At 64.5% G+C, this 15,366-nt stretch carries 16 protein-coding genes; 8 read left to right on the top strand and 8 right to left on the bottom strand.

Features of this window, described 5'->3' with window-relative positions; all coding sequences use genetic code 11:
- Positions 1–105: 105 nt before the first annotated feature.
- Positions 106–1,062, top strand: coding sequence for a LysR substrate-binding domain-containing protein (locus tag WA983_RS05150; protein WP_424247023.1), 957 nt, complete (start codon positions 106–108; stop codon positions 1,060–1,062).
- Here WA983_RS05150 and WA983_RS05145 read toward each other — a convergent pair.
- The gene (locus WA983_RS05145) at positions 1,005–2,459 is read right to left on the bottom strand and encodes a PLP-dependent aminotransferase family protein (protein ID WP_424247021.1); all 1,455 of its coding nucleotides are present in this window, start codon (positions 2,457–2,459) and stop codon (positions 1,005–1,007) included. The two genes, WA983_RS05150 and WA983_RS05145, sit on opposite strands and share 58 nt — an antisense overlap.
- 188 nt (positions 2,460–2,647) lie before the next feature.
- Between WA983_RS05145 and WA983_RS05140 the strand changes: the two genes are divergently transcribed.
- A complete protein-coding gene (locus WA983_RS05140) occupies positions 2,648–3,934 on the top strand; it encodes an aspartate aminotransferase family protein (protein WP_424247036.1) in 1,287 nt (428 codons plus the stop codon).
- A 25-nt stretch (positions 3,935–3,959) separates the two neighbouring features.
- Here the strand turns inward: WA983_RS05140 and WA983_RS05135 are convergent, their stop codons facing one another.
- From WA983_RS05135 to WA983_RS05125, 3 genes are all read right to left on the bottom strand, one after another.
- A complete protein-coding gene (locus WA983_RS05135) occupies positions 3,960–5,129 on the bottom strand; it encodes a vWA domain-containing protein (protein ID WP_424247020.1) in 1,170 nt (389 codons plus the stop codon).
- Positions 5,130–5,151: 22 nt separating this feature from the next.
- Positions 5,152–5,766, bottom strand: coding sequence for a GNAT family N-acetyltransferase (locus tag WA983_RS05130; RefSeq protein ID WP_424247018.1), 615 nt, complete (start codon positions 5,764–5,766; stop codon positions 5,152–5,154).
- A 68-nt stretch (positions 5,767–5,834) separates the two neighbouring features.
- Entirely contained in the window at positions 5,835–6,698 is an 864-nt protein-coding gene (locus WA983_RS05125; RefSeq protein ID WP_424311690.1) for an AAA family ATPase, read from the bottom strand.
- Positions 6,699–6,864: 166 nt separating this feature from the next.
- On the opposite strand from WA983_RS05125, the gene WA983_RS05120 reads away from it, so the two are divergent.
- Both WA983_RS05120 and WA983_RS05115 read left to right on the top strand, forming a co-directional pair.
- Positions 6,865–7,221, top strand: coding sequence for a c-type cytochrome (locus WA983_RS05120; RefSeq protein ID WP_424247014.1), 357 nt, complete (start codon positions 6,865–6,867; stop codon positions 7,219–7,221).
- Between the two features lie 17 nt (positions 7,222–7,238).
- The gene (locus WA983_RS05115) at positions 7,239–7,595 is read left to right on the top strand and encodes a c-type cytochrome (RefSeq protein WP_424247012.1); all 357 of its coding nucleotides are present in this window, start codon (positions 7,239–7,241) and stop codon (positions 7,593–7,595) included.
- A gap of 75 nt (positions 7,596–7,670) precedes the next feature.
- Here the strand turns inward: WA983_RS05115 and WA983_RS05110 are convergent, their stop codons facing one another.
- The gene (locus WA983_RS05110; RefSeq protein WP_424247034.1) at positions 7,671–8,102 is read right to left on the bottom strand and encodes a DUF1841 family protein; all 432 of its coding nucleotides are present in this window, start codon (positions 8,100–8,102) and stop codon (positions 7,671–7,673) included.
- A gap of 207 nt (positions 8,103–8,309) precedes the next feature.
- Here WA983_RS05110 and icd point away from each other — a divergent pair, with 207 nt between their 5' ends.
- Both icd and WA983_RS05100 read left to right on the top strand, forming a co-directional pair.
- On the top strand, positions 8,310–9,566 hold the full coding sequence (icd, locus tag WA983_RS05105) for an NADP-dependent isocitrate dehydrogenase (RefSeq protein ID WP_424247010.1): 1,257 nt from the start codon (positions 8,310–8,312) through the stop codon (positions 9,564–9,566).
- 173 nt (positions 9,567–9,739) lie between these two features.
- Entirely contained in the window at positions 9,740–9,880 is a 141-nt protein-coding gene (locus WA983_RS05100) for a hypothetical protein (protein WP_424247009.1), read from the top strand.
- Between the two features lie 64 nt (positions 9,881–9,944).
- Here the strand turns inward: WA983_RS05100 and WA983_RS05095 are convergent, their stop codons facing one another.
- Positions 9,945–10,079 (bottom strand): hypothetical protein, encoded by a 135-nt coding sequence (locus WA983_RS05095; RefSeq protein WP_424247007.1) that lies wholly within the window; start codon positions 10,077–10,079, stop codon positions 9,945–9,947.
- Positions 10,080–10,180: 101 nt separating this feature from the next.
- On the bottom strand, positions 10,181–10,360 hold the full coding sequence (locus WA983_RS05090) for a hypothetical protein (protein WP_424247005.1): 180 nt from the start codon (positions 10,358–10,360) through the stop codon (positions 10,181–10,183).
- Positions 10,361–10,739: 379 nt separating this feature from the next.
- On the opposite strand from WA983_RS05090, the gene WA983_RS05085 reads away from it, so the two are divergent.
- Both WA983_RS05085 and speE read left to right on the top strand, forming a co-directional pair.
- Positions 10,740–13,310, top strand: a complete 2,571-nt coding sequence (locus WA983_RS05085; protein ID WP_424311689.1) for an EAL domain-containing protein — start codon at positions 10,740–10,742, stop codon at positions 13,308–13,310.
- Positions 13,311–13,718: 408 nt separating this feature from the next.
- A complete protein-coding gene (speE, locus tag WA983_RS05080; RefSeq protein ID WP_424251998.1) occupies positions 13,719–14,984 on the top strand; it encodes a polyamine aminopropyltransferase in 1,266 nt (421 codons plus the stop codon).
- Here the strand turns inward: speE and WA983_RS05075 are convergent.
- Positions 14,970–15,305, bottom strand: coding sequence for a DMT family transporter (locus tag WA983_RS05075; RefSeq protein WP_424251996.1), 336 nt, complete (start codon positions 15,303–15,305; stop codon positions 14,970–14,972). The genes speE and WA983_RS05075 overlap by 15 nt on opposite strands.
- Positions 15,306–15,366 lie beyond the last annotated feature (61 nt).

Genomic DNA, 15,366 nt, shown 5'->3' with positions numbered 1-15,366 from the left:
TGCGCATGGCGCATGGCGCACGGTGGAGCCAGTGTAAGAACGGCCTGGGCGGCTGCATAGACTCGAAGGCTGGAATCATTGTTTGTTTTAATGAACAATAGACTTATGGATTCCAAAAACATTGACAGGCTCTGGCCGCATATTCACTGGCTGATCGTCCTGGCGCAGCAGGGCAGCTTTACCTCGGCCGCCCGGCGGCTTGCCGTCAGCAAAGCGGCCATGAGTCAACGGATGGCCGAACTGGAGCGGGCGGCGGGCGTGCCCCTGATCCTGCGCACGACGCGCTCGGTGCGGCTGACGGATGCCGGACAGCGCCTGGTCGAGGACACGCGCGACGCCTACGCGCGCATCGCGCACAGCTTCGCGGACGTGCGCGATCTGTCTGACGTGCCTGCCGGGTTGCTGCGCATCACGGCGCCCGTGGCCTTCTCGCGTCAGCAACTGGTTGCCCGCCTGCCGGAATTCCTGCGGCGCTACCCGAAAATCCGGGTGGAACTCGATATGCGGGACAGCCTGGTGTCCCTGGCCTCGGAAGGATTCGACCTGGCCTTGCGCCATGTCGAATCACCGCCGGACACCGATGTAGCCCGGGTCTTGTGCCGCACCCGTACGCTGCTGGTCGCCAGCCCCGCCTATCTGGCGGCGCAGGGCACCCCCCAGGAGCCCGCGCAGCTCGTGGAGCACTGGCACCTGCACTATCCGCGTCAACAGGGGGCGGCCCACTGGGTGTTCGAGCGCGTGGACTCCCGGCGCAGGGGCAAGCAGGTCACGGTCCCTGTTCAGCCACGGTTCGTGGCCAACAACAGCGAGGTGCTGCGTGACATGGCCTGCGCGGGGCTGGGCATTGCGCTGCTGCCGAACTTCTCCGCGCAGCATGCGGTGCGCCAGGGCGGTCTGGTGGAAATCCTGCCCCAATGGCGCCCGGTCGGCACCTTCGGGCGGACCATCTTCGCGCTGCGTCCGTATACGCATCGGACGCCCAGGAACGTGCGGGTCCTGCTGGATTATCTGCTGGAGGCGTTTGCGGACGGCTTTGATGCCGATTCTGCCAGCGCATCCTGAAAAAACCGCCACAGGCGAGGGTCCCCGGAATACGCGACATTGAAGCGCATCCAGCCTTCCTCCCGGCCTTCCGGGTCGAAATAGCTGCCCGGGGCCAGCCAGATGCTGGCTTTCAGCGCCCGCTCGGTCAGCCGGATCAGATCAGCCCCGGTGGGGTACGGTGCGGGTGGTCTGGCCCACAGGAACAGCCCGGCACCCGGTTCTCCCCAAACTTCGAAGCCGTGCGCGTGCAGGGCGGTGGTGACCTGATCGTGCGCCTGGCGCAGGCGCTCGCGGATGCCGCGCAGATAGGTGCTGTGGCGTCCGTCCCGCAGGACGTGATAGACGGCGCGCTCCATGACCTCGGTGGAGGTCAGACCCAGCGACATCTTGGTGCGCGCGCATTCATCCACCAGTGGTTTGGCGCAGGCCAGATAGCCCACCCGGGTAGAGGGCATCACGCTCTTGGAAAAACCGGACACGTAGATCACCCGACTGGCGCCGGCCAGCGCGGCGAGCATGGGGGCTGGTTCGAGCAGGAGCTCGCGGGAGGTGTCGTCGTCCACGACCAGGAAGTCATGGCGTTCGGCCAGTTGCAGCAGGCGGAATGCCCCCGCCATCGTGAAGCTGGCGCCGGTCGGATTCTGCAGCACCGTGGTGACGAACACCGCCCGGATCGGGTGCTGGTGCACCAGCGCTTCGAGCGTTTCTTCGTGGATGCCTTCCGCCGTTCTGGGGACCGCGTGAACCGTGATGCGGTTCAGAGCCAGGATCTGCAGCAGGTTGGCATAGCAGGGCGACTCGATGGCGACATGGTCTCCAGGGCGCAGCAGGGTGCGGACGATGATGTCCAGCGCCTGCGTGGCGCCATGGGTCAGCAGTACCTGTTCGGGCGCAATGTCGAGTCCGTGCCCCAGCAGGCTGTGCGCAATGTGTTCGCGCAAGGGGTGGTAACCGAGCGGGTGGCCGTAGGTCGCGATCTGGCTGACAGGGGCGCGGCTGAGCTGGCGCATGGCATGGGGCAGGCCGGCCTGATCGTGCCAGTCCGGAGGCAGCCAGCCGCAGCCTGCCTTGATCGCGATCGAATGGTCGGCGTATACGTCGGCCAGCAGCCAGGAGGCGCCGATGCGTGGCGCCACCCATTCGGGCACCGGTGCGGGTGCGGCCTGTTGCTGGCGGCCGACGCGGAAGTGGGCGCCTGGGCGTGACTGCAGCAGGCCGCGCGCGACCAGACGGTTGTAGGCCGCCATGACGGTAAACGTGCTCAGGCCATGGTCGCGGGCGAACTGCCGCACCGAGGGTAGCGTCATTCCCGGGCGGAGCAGGCGTGTCTGGATGGCGTTTTCCAGGGCGGTGACGGTCTGGTCCACCAGGGACGGGGCGACACTCCGCCGACGGTCCGGCGCAAACAGGATCATGGGTGTGCTTTCAATACAGTTGTCTCAATTTGGACAATACAGTTATCCGGCTGTTCTGTCACCGTCTATGGCCTTCGCTCAAGGGCCGGACCAGAATGAAGCTATTCACACCGACCCCCTGAACCCTGGATTGAGAGGCTGCCATGCCAAGCGACGCCGTGCGTTCCCCCGATATGTCCAATCTGTGGATGCCCTTTACCGCGAACCGGCAATTCAAGGCGCATCCCCGCATGCTCGCCGCCGCCCGGGGCATGTACTACACCGCTGCGGACGGCCATCAGGTGCTGGACGGCACCTCCGGGCTCTGGTGCGTCAACGCAGGGCATGGCCGGCAGCCCATCATCGATGCGATCAGCCGGCAGGCCGCGCATCTGGACTACGCGCCCAGCTTCCAGATCGGCCACGAGGACTCCTTCCGGGCAGCGTCCGACGTGGCGGCCCTGATGCCCGCCGGCCTGGATCGGGTGTTCTTCACCAACTCGGGCTCCGAGTCGGTCGATACGGCACTCAAGATCGCGCTGGCTTACCATCGGGCGCGCGGCGAGGGCCAGCGGACCCGGCTGATCGGTCGCGAACGCGGCTATCACGGCGTCGGTTTCGGCGGCATCTCGGTGGGCGGCATCTCGCCCAACCGCAAGGCATTTTCCGGGGTGCTGCTGCCGGGGGTGGATCATCTGCCGCACACGCACGATCTGGAGCACAACGCCTTTTCGCGGGGCCAGCCGGCCTGGGGCGGCGAGTCGTTCGCGGACGCGCTTGAGCGCATCATCGCGCTGCACGACGCCTCGACGATCGCGGCGGTCATCGTCGAGCCGCTGGCAGGCTCCACCGGCGTGCTGCTGCCGCCCAAAGGGTACCTGGAACGGCTGCGGGCCATCACCGAAAAGCACGGCATCCTGCTGATTTTTGACGAGGTCATCACCGGGTTCGGCCGCCTGGGCGCAGCCACTGGCAGCGCGTTTTTCGGCGTGACGCCCGACCTGATGACCCTGGCCAAGGGGATCAGCAACGCGGCGGTGCCGGCCGGCGCGGTCGCGGTGCGCCGCGGCGTACACGACACCATCATCGAGGCCAGCGCGGCCGGCATCGAATTCTTCCACGGCTATACCTATTCCGCGCACCCCCTGGCGACGGCCGCCATCCGCGCCACCCTGGGCATCTATCGCGACGAGGGGCTGTTCGATCGGGCGAAAGCGCTGTCGCCCGCGTTCGAAGACGCCGCGCATGCGCTCAAGGGCAGTCCTCATGTGATCGACGTGCGCAACCTGGGCCTGGTGGCCGGCATCGAACTGAGCCCCCGCCCGGGCGCGCCCGGGGCCCGGGCCGCCGAGGTGTTCGGCAAGTGCTTCGACAAAAGGGTGCTGGTCCGCTATACCGGCGACATCATCGCGATTTCGCCGCCGCTCATCATCGACGAGGCCCAGATCGGGCAGATTTTCGGGACTTTGGCCGAGGTGCTGCAGACGGTGGATTGAGCCTGCGCGGGCCGCTCGGCACCGCCTATTTCGACAGCAGGCGCATCGCCTGTTCCAGCCCGTCCATCGTCATGCCGAACATGCGCTCGTGCATCAGTTCGCGCACGATGGCGATGGACTGGCGGTATTGCCAGGAACCGGACGGTTCCGGGTTCAGCCAGACGGCGCGCGGCCAGTGGCCCAGAATGCGCTGCAGCCAGGCGGCGCCGGTTTCCTCGTTGTGGTGCTCGACGGAGCCGCCCGGGTACAACAGTTCGTAGGGGCTCATGGTGGCGTCGCCCACCAGGATCAGGCGCCAGTCCTCGCCGTAGCTGCGCAACAGGTCCCAGGTTTCGAGACGTTCGCCGTGGCGGCGGCTGTTGTGACGCCAGACGGACTCGTAGGGACAGTTGTGGAAGTAATAGACCTCCAGGTGCCGGAATTCGCTGCGCGCGGCGGAAAACAGGGACTCGATGCGGGCGATGTGATCGTCCATGCTGCCGCCCACGTCCAGCAGCATCAGGACTTTGACTGCGTTGTGGCGTTCAGGCACCCAGTGCAGGTCCAGCATGCCGGCCTGTTCGGCGGTGCCGCGGATGGTGCCGGGCATGTCCAGTTCCATCGCGGCGCCCTGGCGGGCAAAGCGCCGCAGGCGCCGCAGCGCCATCTTGAAGTTGCGCGTGCCCAGGGTCTGCTGGTCGTCGTAGTCGCGGTAGTCGCGCCGTTCCCAGACCTTGATGGCGGTGCGGTTGCCGGCCGAGGGGCCGCCGATGCGGATGCCTTCGGGGTGATAACCGCCGTGACCGAAGGGTGAGGAACCCCCGGTGCCGATCCATTTGCTGCCGCCCGCGTGGCGGTCCTTCTGTTCGGCCAGGCGTTCGCGGAACATTTCCATCAGGCGCTCCCAGCCATGCTTTTCCAGCGCTGCCTTTTCGGCGTCGCTGAGTTGCTTGCGGAAGGTCTGGACGAGCCAGTCCGGCGGGACGTCCGGGCCGCCCGCGCGCACCTGAAGCTGACCGATGAAGGCGGCGAAGACCCGGTCGTAGCGGTCGTAGCGGGTCTCGTCCTTGACCAGCGCCAGGCGGGCCAGGTGATAGAACGCCTCGGTGCTGGTCGGTGCGGCGGGGCTGCACAGGAGTTCCAGCAGGCTCAGGTATTCCCGGATGGAGACCGGGATGCCGGCGGCGCGCAACTGGGTGAAGAAATCGATCAGCATAGCCAGGAAAGGGGATGCAGGTTCAGGCGCGGGGGCGTTGCAGTTGGTAGAGCAGATGGGCGCGGACTTCGGGCCACTCGCCCGCCAGCAGGCTGTACATGACCGTGTCGCGCACGGTGCCGTCGCGGCGCAGGGCGTGGTGGCGGATCACGCCGTCGCGCCGGGCGCCCAGACGCTCGATGGCGCGCTGGGAGGCGTGGTTGTAGTTGTCGGTGCGCCAGCCCACCACACCCGCCCCCAGAACGTCGAAGGCGTGTTCGAGCAGCAGCAGCTTGCAGCTTGTGTTGATGCGGGTGCGCTGGTGCGAGCGGGCGTACCAGGTGTAGCCGATTTCCAGCCGGGCGACCGCCGGCACGATGTCGTGGTAGCGCGTGGTGCCCAGGACGGTGCCGCTGGCGGCGTCGAGGACGGCGAAGGGCAGCATGTGACCGTCGTCCCGGCCTTGCAGCGCCTGGGTGACATAGGTTTCGGTCTGTTCGGGTTCGGGCACCGAGGTGACGCGCAGGTTCCAGAGTTCGCCGTCGGCGGCTGCGGCGCGCAGGCCGGCACTGTGTTCGGGGGACAGCGGGACCAGGCGCACACCATGGCCTTCGAGGGTGACGGGGTGGGGCGCTTGCTTGAAACCGGGAGTGCTCATGGGTCGGTCCGGTGGTGAGGAATCGGGGGAAGGCGTTGCGCGGCCTGATCGTTGCGGCGTGGCGGCGTTCAACGCCCGCCGCGCTGCGTCAGGGCGGCCAGCCGCCGCAGCAGGTTCAGGTCCTGTTCGTTCTTCAGCAGAGCGCCGGCCAGCGGCGGGACGTCACCGCGCGCCAGACTGTCGGGCGGCACGGATTCGGCCAGCAGCAGGTGCAGCCAGTCCAGGAATTCGGAGGTCGAGGGGCGTTTTTTCAGCCCGGGGACTTCGCGCAGTCGGAAGAAGGCGTCCAGCGCCGCGCTCAGGACGTCGGCGCGCAGGTCCGGGAAGTGGACGGCGACGATGTCGCTCAGGGTCTCGCGATCGGGGAACTCGATGTAATGAAAGAAGCAGCGCCGCAGGAATGCGTCGGGCAGGTCTTTTTCATTGTTCGAGGTGATGAGGATCAGAGGCTTGTGGCGCGCCTGGATCGTCTGGCGGGTTTCATAGACGTGGAATTCCATCCGGTCCAGCTCGCGCAGCAGGTCGTTGGGGAATTCGATGTCGGCTTTGTCGATCTCGTCGATCAGCACCACGCAGGGTTGCTCCGACTCGAAGGCCTGCCACAGCACGCCCTGAACGATGTAGTTGCGGATGTCGTGCACGGCGGCTTCGCCCAACTGGGAATCACGCAGGCGCGAGACGGCATCGTATTCGTACAGGCCCTGTTGCGCCTTGGTGGTGGACTTGATGTGCCATTGCAGCAGAGGCCGGCCCAGGGCGCGGGCGACTTCCTCGGCCAGCAGGGTCTTGCCGGTGCCCGGCTCGCCCTTGACCAGCAGCGGGCGCTGCAACGTCAGGGCGGCATTGACGGCGGTTTTCAGGGCGTCGGTGGCGACATAGCGGTCAGTGCCGTCGAAACGGGTGCTTGGGGCGGAGGCGGTCGTGCGGGTCATGGGAGGCAGAATCGTGGCGCGTGGATCCGGAAGCCGGATATTATGGGTTTGAAATGTCGAGGTCTGACTGTATCGAAACAATTATCGTACAATCGACATGCCTCATCGGCCCGGCAGGAGGCTGGCCGATGCCGACACAATATGAATCATAGAGACAAGAGGCCATATGAAGTCGCGAGCAATGCTTGATCGTGGTTTGGGTGCCGTTGTAGTGGCGGCATCCTGTCTGCTGGCAGGTCCGGCGTTGGCGGCGGATCCCCCCGCCGTCCAGGGCAATGCCCAGGCCGGGGCCCAAAAGGTGTCCATGTGCATTGGCTGCCATGGAATCCAGGGCTACAAGGCAGCCTATCCCGAGTTGTACCATGTCCCCATGATCGCCGGTCAGAACGCGGCCTACCTCGTCGCGGCACTGAAGGAATACGCCAGTGGCGCGCGTTCCTTCCCGACCATGGACGCCATTGCCCGGTCCCTGTCCGAACAGGACATGGCCGACGTCGCGGCCTACTATTCCAGTCTCAAGTGATCCGGGGGAACACCATCATGCGTACATTGTGGATTGCCCTGCTGGGTCTCGGATTGACGGCGACCGGCGCGCAGGCGGCTGACCTGCAGGCCGGCAAAGCCGCCTTTGAAAAATACACCTGCGCCTCTTGCCACGGCGCCGACGCCAAGACGCCGATGATGCCCGAATACCCGATCCTGGCCGGGCAGCATCAGGACTATCTGGCGCATGCCCTGATCGCTTACCAGCGTGGTCAGGCGGGCGCGCCGGCCTCGGCCAATGTGCGCAAGAACGCCATCATGGGCGCCATGGCGGCGCAGTTGTCGGCTGTGGACATCGAGAACATCTCCGCCTGGCTGTCGGCCCAGCCTTCGTCGCTGGCCGTGCGCAAGTAAAGCGCGTCACCTGCCGACAGACGCCCGCCTGAATGAGGCGGGCGTTTTTCATCGTCGGGCCGTTCGCCCGTGCGCTCAGCGGTCGTGCGTGGCGTGTCGCCGGATCAGGTCCAGGTAGTGTTCGTTGTCCAGCGGCTTGCCCAGCCGCTGGGCCTCCCAGACGACTTCACCCAGCGCTTCCATGATGACATGGGCGGCCTCGTGCTCGTCGCGGCTGCGCAGCAGAGCGTTCCAGGCGTCCCGGATACCGGGCGGATGATCGATCGACAACTGTTCCTGGATCGCCAGGTGCATCGACAGGTGCAGGAAGGGGTTGGTGCGGCCGGCTTCGACCGGGTAGTCGCGTTCGGCGGCGTCGGGGTCCTGCAGATCGTCGTGATATTCGGGATGGCGCTCGACCAGATCGGCGGCCATGGTTTCCAGCGGCGTGGGCACTCCGCCCTCGCGGCGCTTGCGCCAGGCGTCGATGAAGAACGCGCGGACTTGTTCCTTGGAGGGATTGAACATGGGGGAGAGCGTGGAAAAATAGGCTGGATCGTGCATTTTACTGCCCGGTCGCCCCAAGGTAAAAAGCATCCCCTTGGGAGAGGGCCGGTAGAATAGGACAGAAAGGCTGCCTGCGGGCGGCTACTTTACGTTAAACTCTCACTCTTATATAAGACTGATTCCTCTCTCTCTTTTCTGAACAACAAACCCAGCAACACTGGAGCACCCATGTCCTATCAGCACATCAAGGTCCCGGCCGGCGGACAGAAGATCACGGTCAACGCCGATTTCTCCCTGAACATCCCCGACGAGCCTATCGTTCCCTACATCGAAGGCGACGGCACGGGTCAGGACATCACCCCGGTGATGCTGAAAGTCGTCGACGCCGCCGTGGCCAAGGCCTACAACGGCAAGCGCAAAATCCACTGGATGGAAGTCTACGCCGGTGAAAAGTCCACCAAGATCTACGGTCCGGACGTCTGGCTGCCCGAGGAAACCCTGGAAGCCGTGCGCGAGTACGTCGTCTCCATCAAGGGACCGCTGACCACGCCCGTCGGCGGCGGCATCCGTTCCCTGAACGTGGCCCTGCGCCAGGAGCTGGACCTGTACGTCTGCCTGCGCCCGGTGCGCTACTTCAAGGGCGTGCCTTCGCCTGTGCGCGAGCCGGAAAAGACCGACATGGTCATCTTCCGTGAAAACTCCGAAGACATCTACGCCGGCATCGAATTCGAGGCCGAATCCGACAAGGCTCGCCAACTGATCGAGTTCCTGCAGGACAAGCTGGGCGTCAAGAAGATCCGCTTCCCGGGCACGTCCGGCATCGGCGTCAAGCCCGTGTCGCGCGAAGGTACGGAACGCCTGGTCCGCAAGGCCATCCAGTACGCCATCGACAATGACCGTCCGAGCGTCACCCTGGTGCACAAGGGCAACATCATGAAGTTCACCGAAGGCGGCTTCCGTGACTGGGGCTATGACCTGGCTCAGAAGGAATTCGGCGCCCAACTGGTGGACGGCGGTCCGTGGTGCAAATTCAAGAATCCCAAGACCGGTCGCGATATCGTGGTCAAGGACGTCATCGCCGACGCCTTCCTGCAGCAGATCCTGCTGCGCCCGGCTGAATACGACGTCATCGCCACGCTGAACCTGAACGGCGACTACATTTCCGACGCCCTGGCTGCCCAGGTCGGCGGGATCGGCATCGCCCCGGGCGCCAACCTGTCCGATTCCGTGGCCATGTTCGAAGCCACCCACGGCACCGCGCCGAAGTACGCCGGCAAGGACTACGTCAACCCGGGTTCGGAAATCCTGTCCGCCGAGATGATGCTGCGTCACATGGGCTGGACCGAAGCCGCCGACCTGATCATCAGCAGCATGGAAAAGTCCATTCTGTCGAAGAAGGTCACCTATGACTTCGCCCGCCTGCTGGAAGGCGCGACCCAGGTGTCGTGCTCGGGCTTCGGCCAGGTGATGATCGACAATATGTGATCGACTCCAGATTGATCCATTAAAGTCCACGAAAGCCCGGTTCTCCCTATGAGACCGGGCTTTTTCTTGTCCAGATGAATCCATTGGGATCGGATCATTTTGGGGCCAGGAGTCGGGGCCATGTGTGCAGGTATGGCCCCGTCCTTCTCGGGATTCATCAGGAGCATGGTCCCATGCCTCGCACGTTCGTGTATTTCCTACGGCCTGCCGCCATCGACGCGGCCAAGCCCAAAGAAAAGCCGTATCCCTTGACCGATGGCGGCGGCGTGGAAGAAGGTGTGCAGGCAGTGAGGGCGAAGAAGAGCCGCCCGTAGGCGGCTGGTAGTGCAGATGAGGGAAGGGTTGCTAGGCCTTCCTTCAGTAGCCTTTTGGCTACCGTTACTTTTTCGGCGCTTGATCCCTGCGCTCATGCCCAGCGGATTCTTGGTGACCGCCCTTGGGGTTGGGCTTCGGTTGCAACTCATCCTTCTTCTCGTTAACAGAAGGGGTGTTGATGGGTCTGATTTGTTCCATGGTGTGCTCCGAGATTTCGGTTGCCATCGCCCAAAATGGGTTGATGGCACGGGTGTTAGGTTAGGAGTTTGGCAGTACCGCTGCGTGGCCGGATCGCGGGTTTAGTATGGCAATCCGGGGAATTTTTCTTTCATCAGCTTGAGAAAATGGGCACGGTGCTTAATGCGCCGCCTGTTGCGTTCGATCTCGTCGAACGGTGAGGGTGGCGAAGGCGGGCAATCCATGTCTGCTGCCTGCAGTTTCGGGGCGAAAACGCCATCGGGAGAGAGGTAAAGGATCATGAGGGCTCCAAGTAGCCTGGCCGGGTTCTTGTATACATCTGAGCCAGGGTTGCCCATCGCGAAACGTTCCGATTTCGACGAAATCAGTGTGCAAGGGGCCGCATGTACTGAATATGCGATTTTGACGGAGGCGGTGGCGCAATCTGTTGGTTCAAATATCGGCCTTGAATGACTTCTGCCTCGTTTCATTCAGTCTGGGGTATGCGAGGGTGGATAGCGAGCTTTACTTTGTATCTGTTGTCACTGGGTTCGATCGGGGCGGCGAAAGTGGGTCTTCGTTGTTTTCCCCTAGTTTTCTTGCCTTTTCAGGCCGGCATCGGCCGGTATACTGCAAAAAAAGACGGAAATCAGCGCATCGCGCGGCGCCACTGGGGATCGTATGAGACATCAGCGTCGGACGGATCTGTCGGGCTCGGCGGAAATCACCGAGGCGGGGGCCATTCAGCGTCTGCAGGCCTCGGTGCAGCGTCTCGAGCATTCCGAACGTCTGCAGCGGGCGCTGTTCGCGATTGCCGACATGGCAGCGTCCGGGCTGGACATGCAAAGCCTGATGGAAGGGCTGCACCGCAGCATCGCCCAGTTGATGTATGCGGAAAATTTCTTGATCGCCCAGCACGACCCGGAACGCGGGACCGTCCGGTTCCTCTATTTCGCGGATGTGATGGATGGGTCGATCTTCCAGCCCGGCCAGGAATTTTCCGTTGAGCAGTTGCGTGACACTCTCACGCTGCGCCTGATCCAGCGGGCACAGCCCATGCGCGGGCCGTCGGACACGATCGCCCGCGCCCTGGGGTTGAAACAGGGGCATGGGATCGGCACGCCCTCGGTGGACTTCATGGCGGTGCCGATGTGCCGGGACGGTCAGGTACTCGGCATCCTGGCCGTGCAGAGCTACGAGGAAGGGCGGGGCTACACGCAGTCCGACGAGCACGTGCTGGCCTTCGTGGCCGGCCACGTGTTGAACGCCGTGGAGCGCAAGCAGGGGCAGGAAGCCCTGGAGCGCCGGGTGGCGGAACGGACCCGCGAACTGGCCTGTGCCAACGCCAAACTGCAGGAACAGGTGCGCGAGAGCGAACGGGCGGCCCACTTGCAGGCCACACTGTACCGGATCGCCGCGCTCAGCCACGGCGAGGACGGCAACGAGGCGTTTTATCGCAGCATCCACCGGGCGGTGGGCGAACTGCTCGACGTCGAGAGTTTCTGCATCGCACTGATCTCAGACGACGGGCAGTGGCTGGATTTCCCTTATTACGTCGACAGTTCCGGGGCGGAACTTCAGCGCCGGCCCATGGGCTGGGGCATGAGCGAGTACGCGATCCGCCGCGCGCAGACCCTCTTGATTGACGCCGATGAGGTCAATGCGTTGATCGCTCAGGGCGAGGTGGATGCGGCCACCTATGGAACCCCTGCCGTCTCCTGGCTGGGGGCGCCTTTGATGGGGGCGCAGGGCGTGATGGGCATGGTGGTGGTGCAAAGCTATCGAGCCGACCTGTATTACACCCAGCAGGATGCCGAATTGCTGACCTTCGTGTCCTATCAGATCGCCAATACCTTGCAGCGGCGCCAGCAGGCCGAGGCCCTGCAGACTCTGAATGCCGAACTGGAAGAGCGGGTCCAGGAGCGCACGCAGGAACTGCGTCGGCAGATCGTGGTCCGTGAGCAGGCGCAAAAGCAGCTCAAGCATCAGGTCATGCATGATTCGCTCACCGGCCTGCCCAATCGGTTATACCTGCGCGAGCGCCTGGAGCGTGCGTTTGACGCCCAGAAGCTCGACCCGGCGCACGGTTTTGCCCTGCTGTATCTGGACGTGGATCGCTTCAAGCTGTTCAACGACGGTCTGGGGCATGGGGTGGGTGACGAGGTGCTGCGCATCGTTTCGGCCCGGATGGCCGATTGCGTGCGGGCGCCCGATATCGTCGGCAGGCTGTCGGGCGACGAATTCGCCGTTCTGCTTGAAGACTGCCCGCAGCCTTCTGCCGCCTGCCTGGTGGCCGAACGGATCCAGACCCGGATGGCCGAGGCCATCGAAGTGGGCGGCCGTCAGTTGCATATCTCGGTCAGCATCGGGATTGCCATGAGTCGCCAGGCGTACCGGACGGTCGACCAGTTGGTACATGACGCCGATACCGCCCTGTATCGGGCCAAGGCGTCCGGCCGTCAGCGCTTCGTGATGTTTGACGAGGCGCTGCACGTATCGGCCATGAATGTGCTCGATCTGGAGCAGCAGATGCGAGACGCGCTGGAACAGGGGCAGTTCGTGGCGTATTTCCAGCCCATCGTGCGCCTGGCGGACGGCGGTGTCACCGGGTACGAGGCGCTGATCCGCTGGCAGCATCCGGAGCTCGGCCTGTTGGGGCCGGGCCAGTTCTTGCCGGCAGCCGAGAAGACCGGCCTGATCGAGGCGATCGATTGGCACATGTATGGCCTGGCCTGTCGGGCCGCGCCCGCGCTGTTGGGACAGGACAAGATCCTGAACATCAATATCTCGCCGTGCCACTTCCACAGCCGGAATTTCCCGCAGCGCTTGCTGGATCTGGCGGCGCAGGCCGGGGTTGCAACCGATCGATTGTGTGTCGAGGTGATCGAAAGTTCTCTGCTGGCGGACCCGGACACGGCGACTGAAATCCTGGGCAGCCTGCACGAAGCCGGCGTACGCATCGCGCTGGACGATTTTGGCACCGGCTATTCCTCGCTCAGCCACGTGCACCGTTTTCCGTTGCGCACGCTGAAAATCGACCGATCCTTCATCGCGCCGCTGGGGCTGGACTCTCCGCAGCGCAGCACCGCCATCGTCTCGGCCGTGCTTGGTCTGGCCCGGTCCCTGAATCTGGGCGTGGTCGCCGAGGGTGTGGAAACCACTGCCCAGCGTGACGCACTGCTGTCCATGGGCTGCGTCCATGGACAGGGTTTCCTGTTCGGCCGGCCTGCGCCGGCTACGGGACTTCCCTAGGTGTTATTTATAGATACAGACGTCATAATGCAGCCCATGCAGGTGAGGAGACAGCCCTGCTGGGCACTGGCACCACGGAGAGGGTGCTTTCATTTGTAGCAGTACCCATAAAAAACAGAAATCTGGCGGGGCCGACGACACAATCGTCGGCCCCGTTCCATTTCCGGCGTCCACCAGATGCACGGCCGTCGGCCTGCCTCCCGGACGGCGCCGTCCGGCCAGAGGGTTGGAAAATAAAAAAAGCTGCTTTTTGCGATAATCTGCACTCATCTTGATTCAAAATGAGTCTTCATCTATCATCGATGGATTTTTCGCCGCACTGGCGGTCAGGGTGCGTCAGCAGACGCCGCCCCGCCAGACTGCGACACCGCGCACGACGCGCAATCCTTTGTTTTGGGGGATGCCATCATGCAAGGCCTGCACCTCACCGCAGATCTCTATCACTGCCAGTCCGACAGCGCGCTGCTGACCGACGAGGCGGCCCTCGCCGACTTGTGCCGCCAGGCCACGCTCGACGCGGGCCTGACCATCGTCGGTGAAAAATGGCATACCTTTCCCGACTACCAGGGCCAGCCCGGGGGCGTGACCGGTACGCTGCTGCTGGCCGAATCCCATCTGGCGGTGCACACCTGGCCGGAACGCGGCGGCGTGACGCTGGATGTCTACGTCTGCAATTTCGAGGCCGACAACTCCGCTCGGGCGGAACAGTTGATCGCCCGGATCGAAACCGCCTTTCAGCCCACGCAAGGTCAGCGCCAGCGTCTGATGCGGGGGGAGCGCGACGGTCCGTCGCCTGATGGCGAGCTGCTGCTGGAACCTCTGAGCGAGGGCGCTGAATACGGTTTCCGTTTCGATCGCCGGATTCTGGAGCGCGACACGGGCCTGCAGCGGCTGGAGCTGCTCGAATCGCGCGAACTGGGGCTGACGCTGCGCCTGGACGGCCACCTGATGACGTCCGAGGCGGATGAGGCGTTCTACCACGAAGCCCTGATCCATCCGGCGGCGCTGGCGCACCCGGCGCCGCGCCGGGCGCTGATCGTCGGCGGCGGCGATGGCGGCGCGCTGGAAGAACTGCTGAAGCACCGCTGTATCGAAGCCGCGACCCTGGTGGAACTGGACGGCGGCGTGGTGGACATCGCGCGGACGCACCTGAAGTCCATCCACCGGGGCAGTCTGGACGATCCCCGGGTGACGCTCCGCATCCAGGACGGAGCGGCTTTCGTGCGCGAATGCGGTGAAACGGGCCAGACCTTCGATCTCGTCTATCTGGACCTGACCGATCCGGAGACTCCGGCCGGGCCGCTGTACACCCAGGCGTTCTTCGAGGCGTGTCAGGGCATCCTGGCGTCGGGCGGCGCCCTGGTGCTGCATCTGGGGGCGCCGTTCCACGAACCGGATCAGGTGTCCGGTCTGGCGGCGGCCCTGGGCGAGGTCTTTGCGCGGGTCAGCGGCTATGGCCTGCACATCCCGCTGTACGGTTCGTACTGGGCCCTGGCGGTGGCGTCGGATATGCTCGATCCGGTCGAACTGACGCCAGGGGACGTCGAGGCCCGCCTGCAGGCTCGGGGCATTGGCGAACTGCAGGTCTACAGTGCCGAATTCCACGGGGCCTTGTTCGCCCTGCCGGCACGCTACCGGCGCCTGATGCCGGCGCCGGTCTTAGTGCCCGCCTGAGGCGGAAAACACGTTCAGCACCAGCACGCCCGCCAGGATCAGGCCGATGCCGATCAGGGCGGGGGTGTCCAGCGTCTGACCGAAGATGAAATAGCCGATCAGGGCGATGGCGACGATGCCCGCACCCGACCAGACCGCGTAGGCGATGCCGACGGGAATGGTCTTCAGCGCCAGGGCCAGCAGATAGAACGCCAGCCCGTAGCCGATGACGGTGATCGTTGAGGGCAGGGGGCGCGAGAAGCCGTCCGAGACCTTCAGGGCGGATGTGGCGATGACTTCGGCCACGATGGCGATGCTCAGGTAGATCCAGCTAGGGTTCATCGGAGGCTCCGGTCAGTGCGGATGGGTGGGGTGCGGGATGGGCGGCGTCGGTGCGGGTCGT

Origin of the sequence: Castellaniella sp. (assembly GCF_049650445.1) — a bacterium.
Classification (GTDB): domain Bacteria; phylum Pseudomonadota; class Gammaproteobacteria; order Burkholderiales; family Burkholderiaceae_B; genus Castellaniella.
The sequence above is the reverse complement of the archived record's forward strand: the minus strand, read 5'-3'. Positions and strand labels throughout refer to the sequence as shown.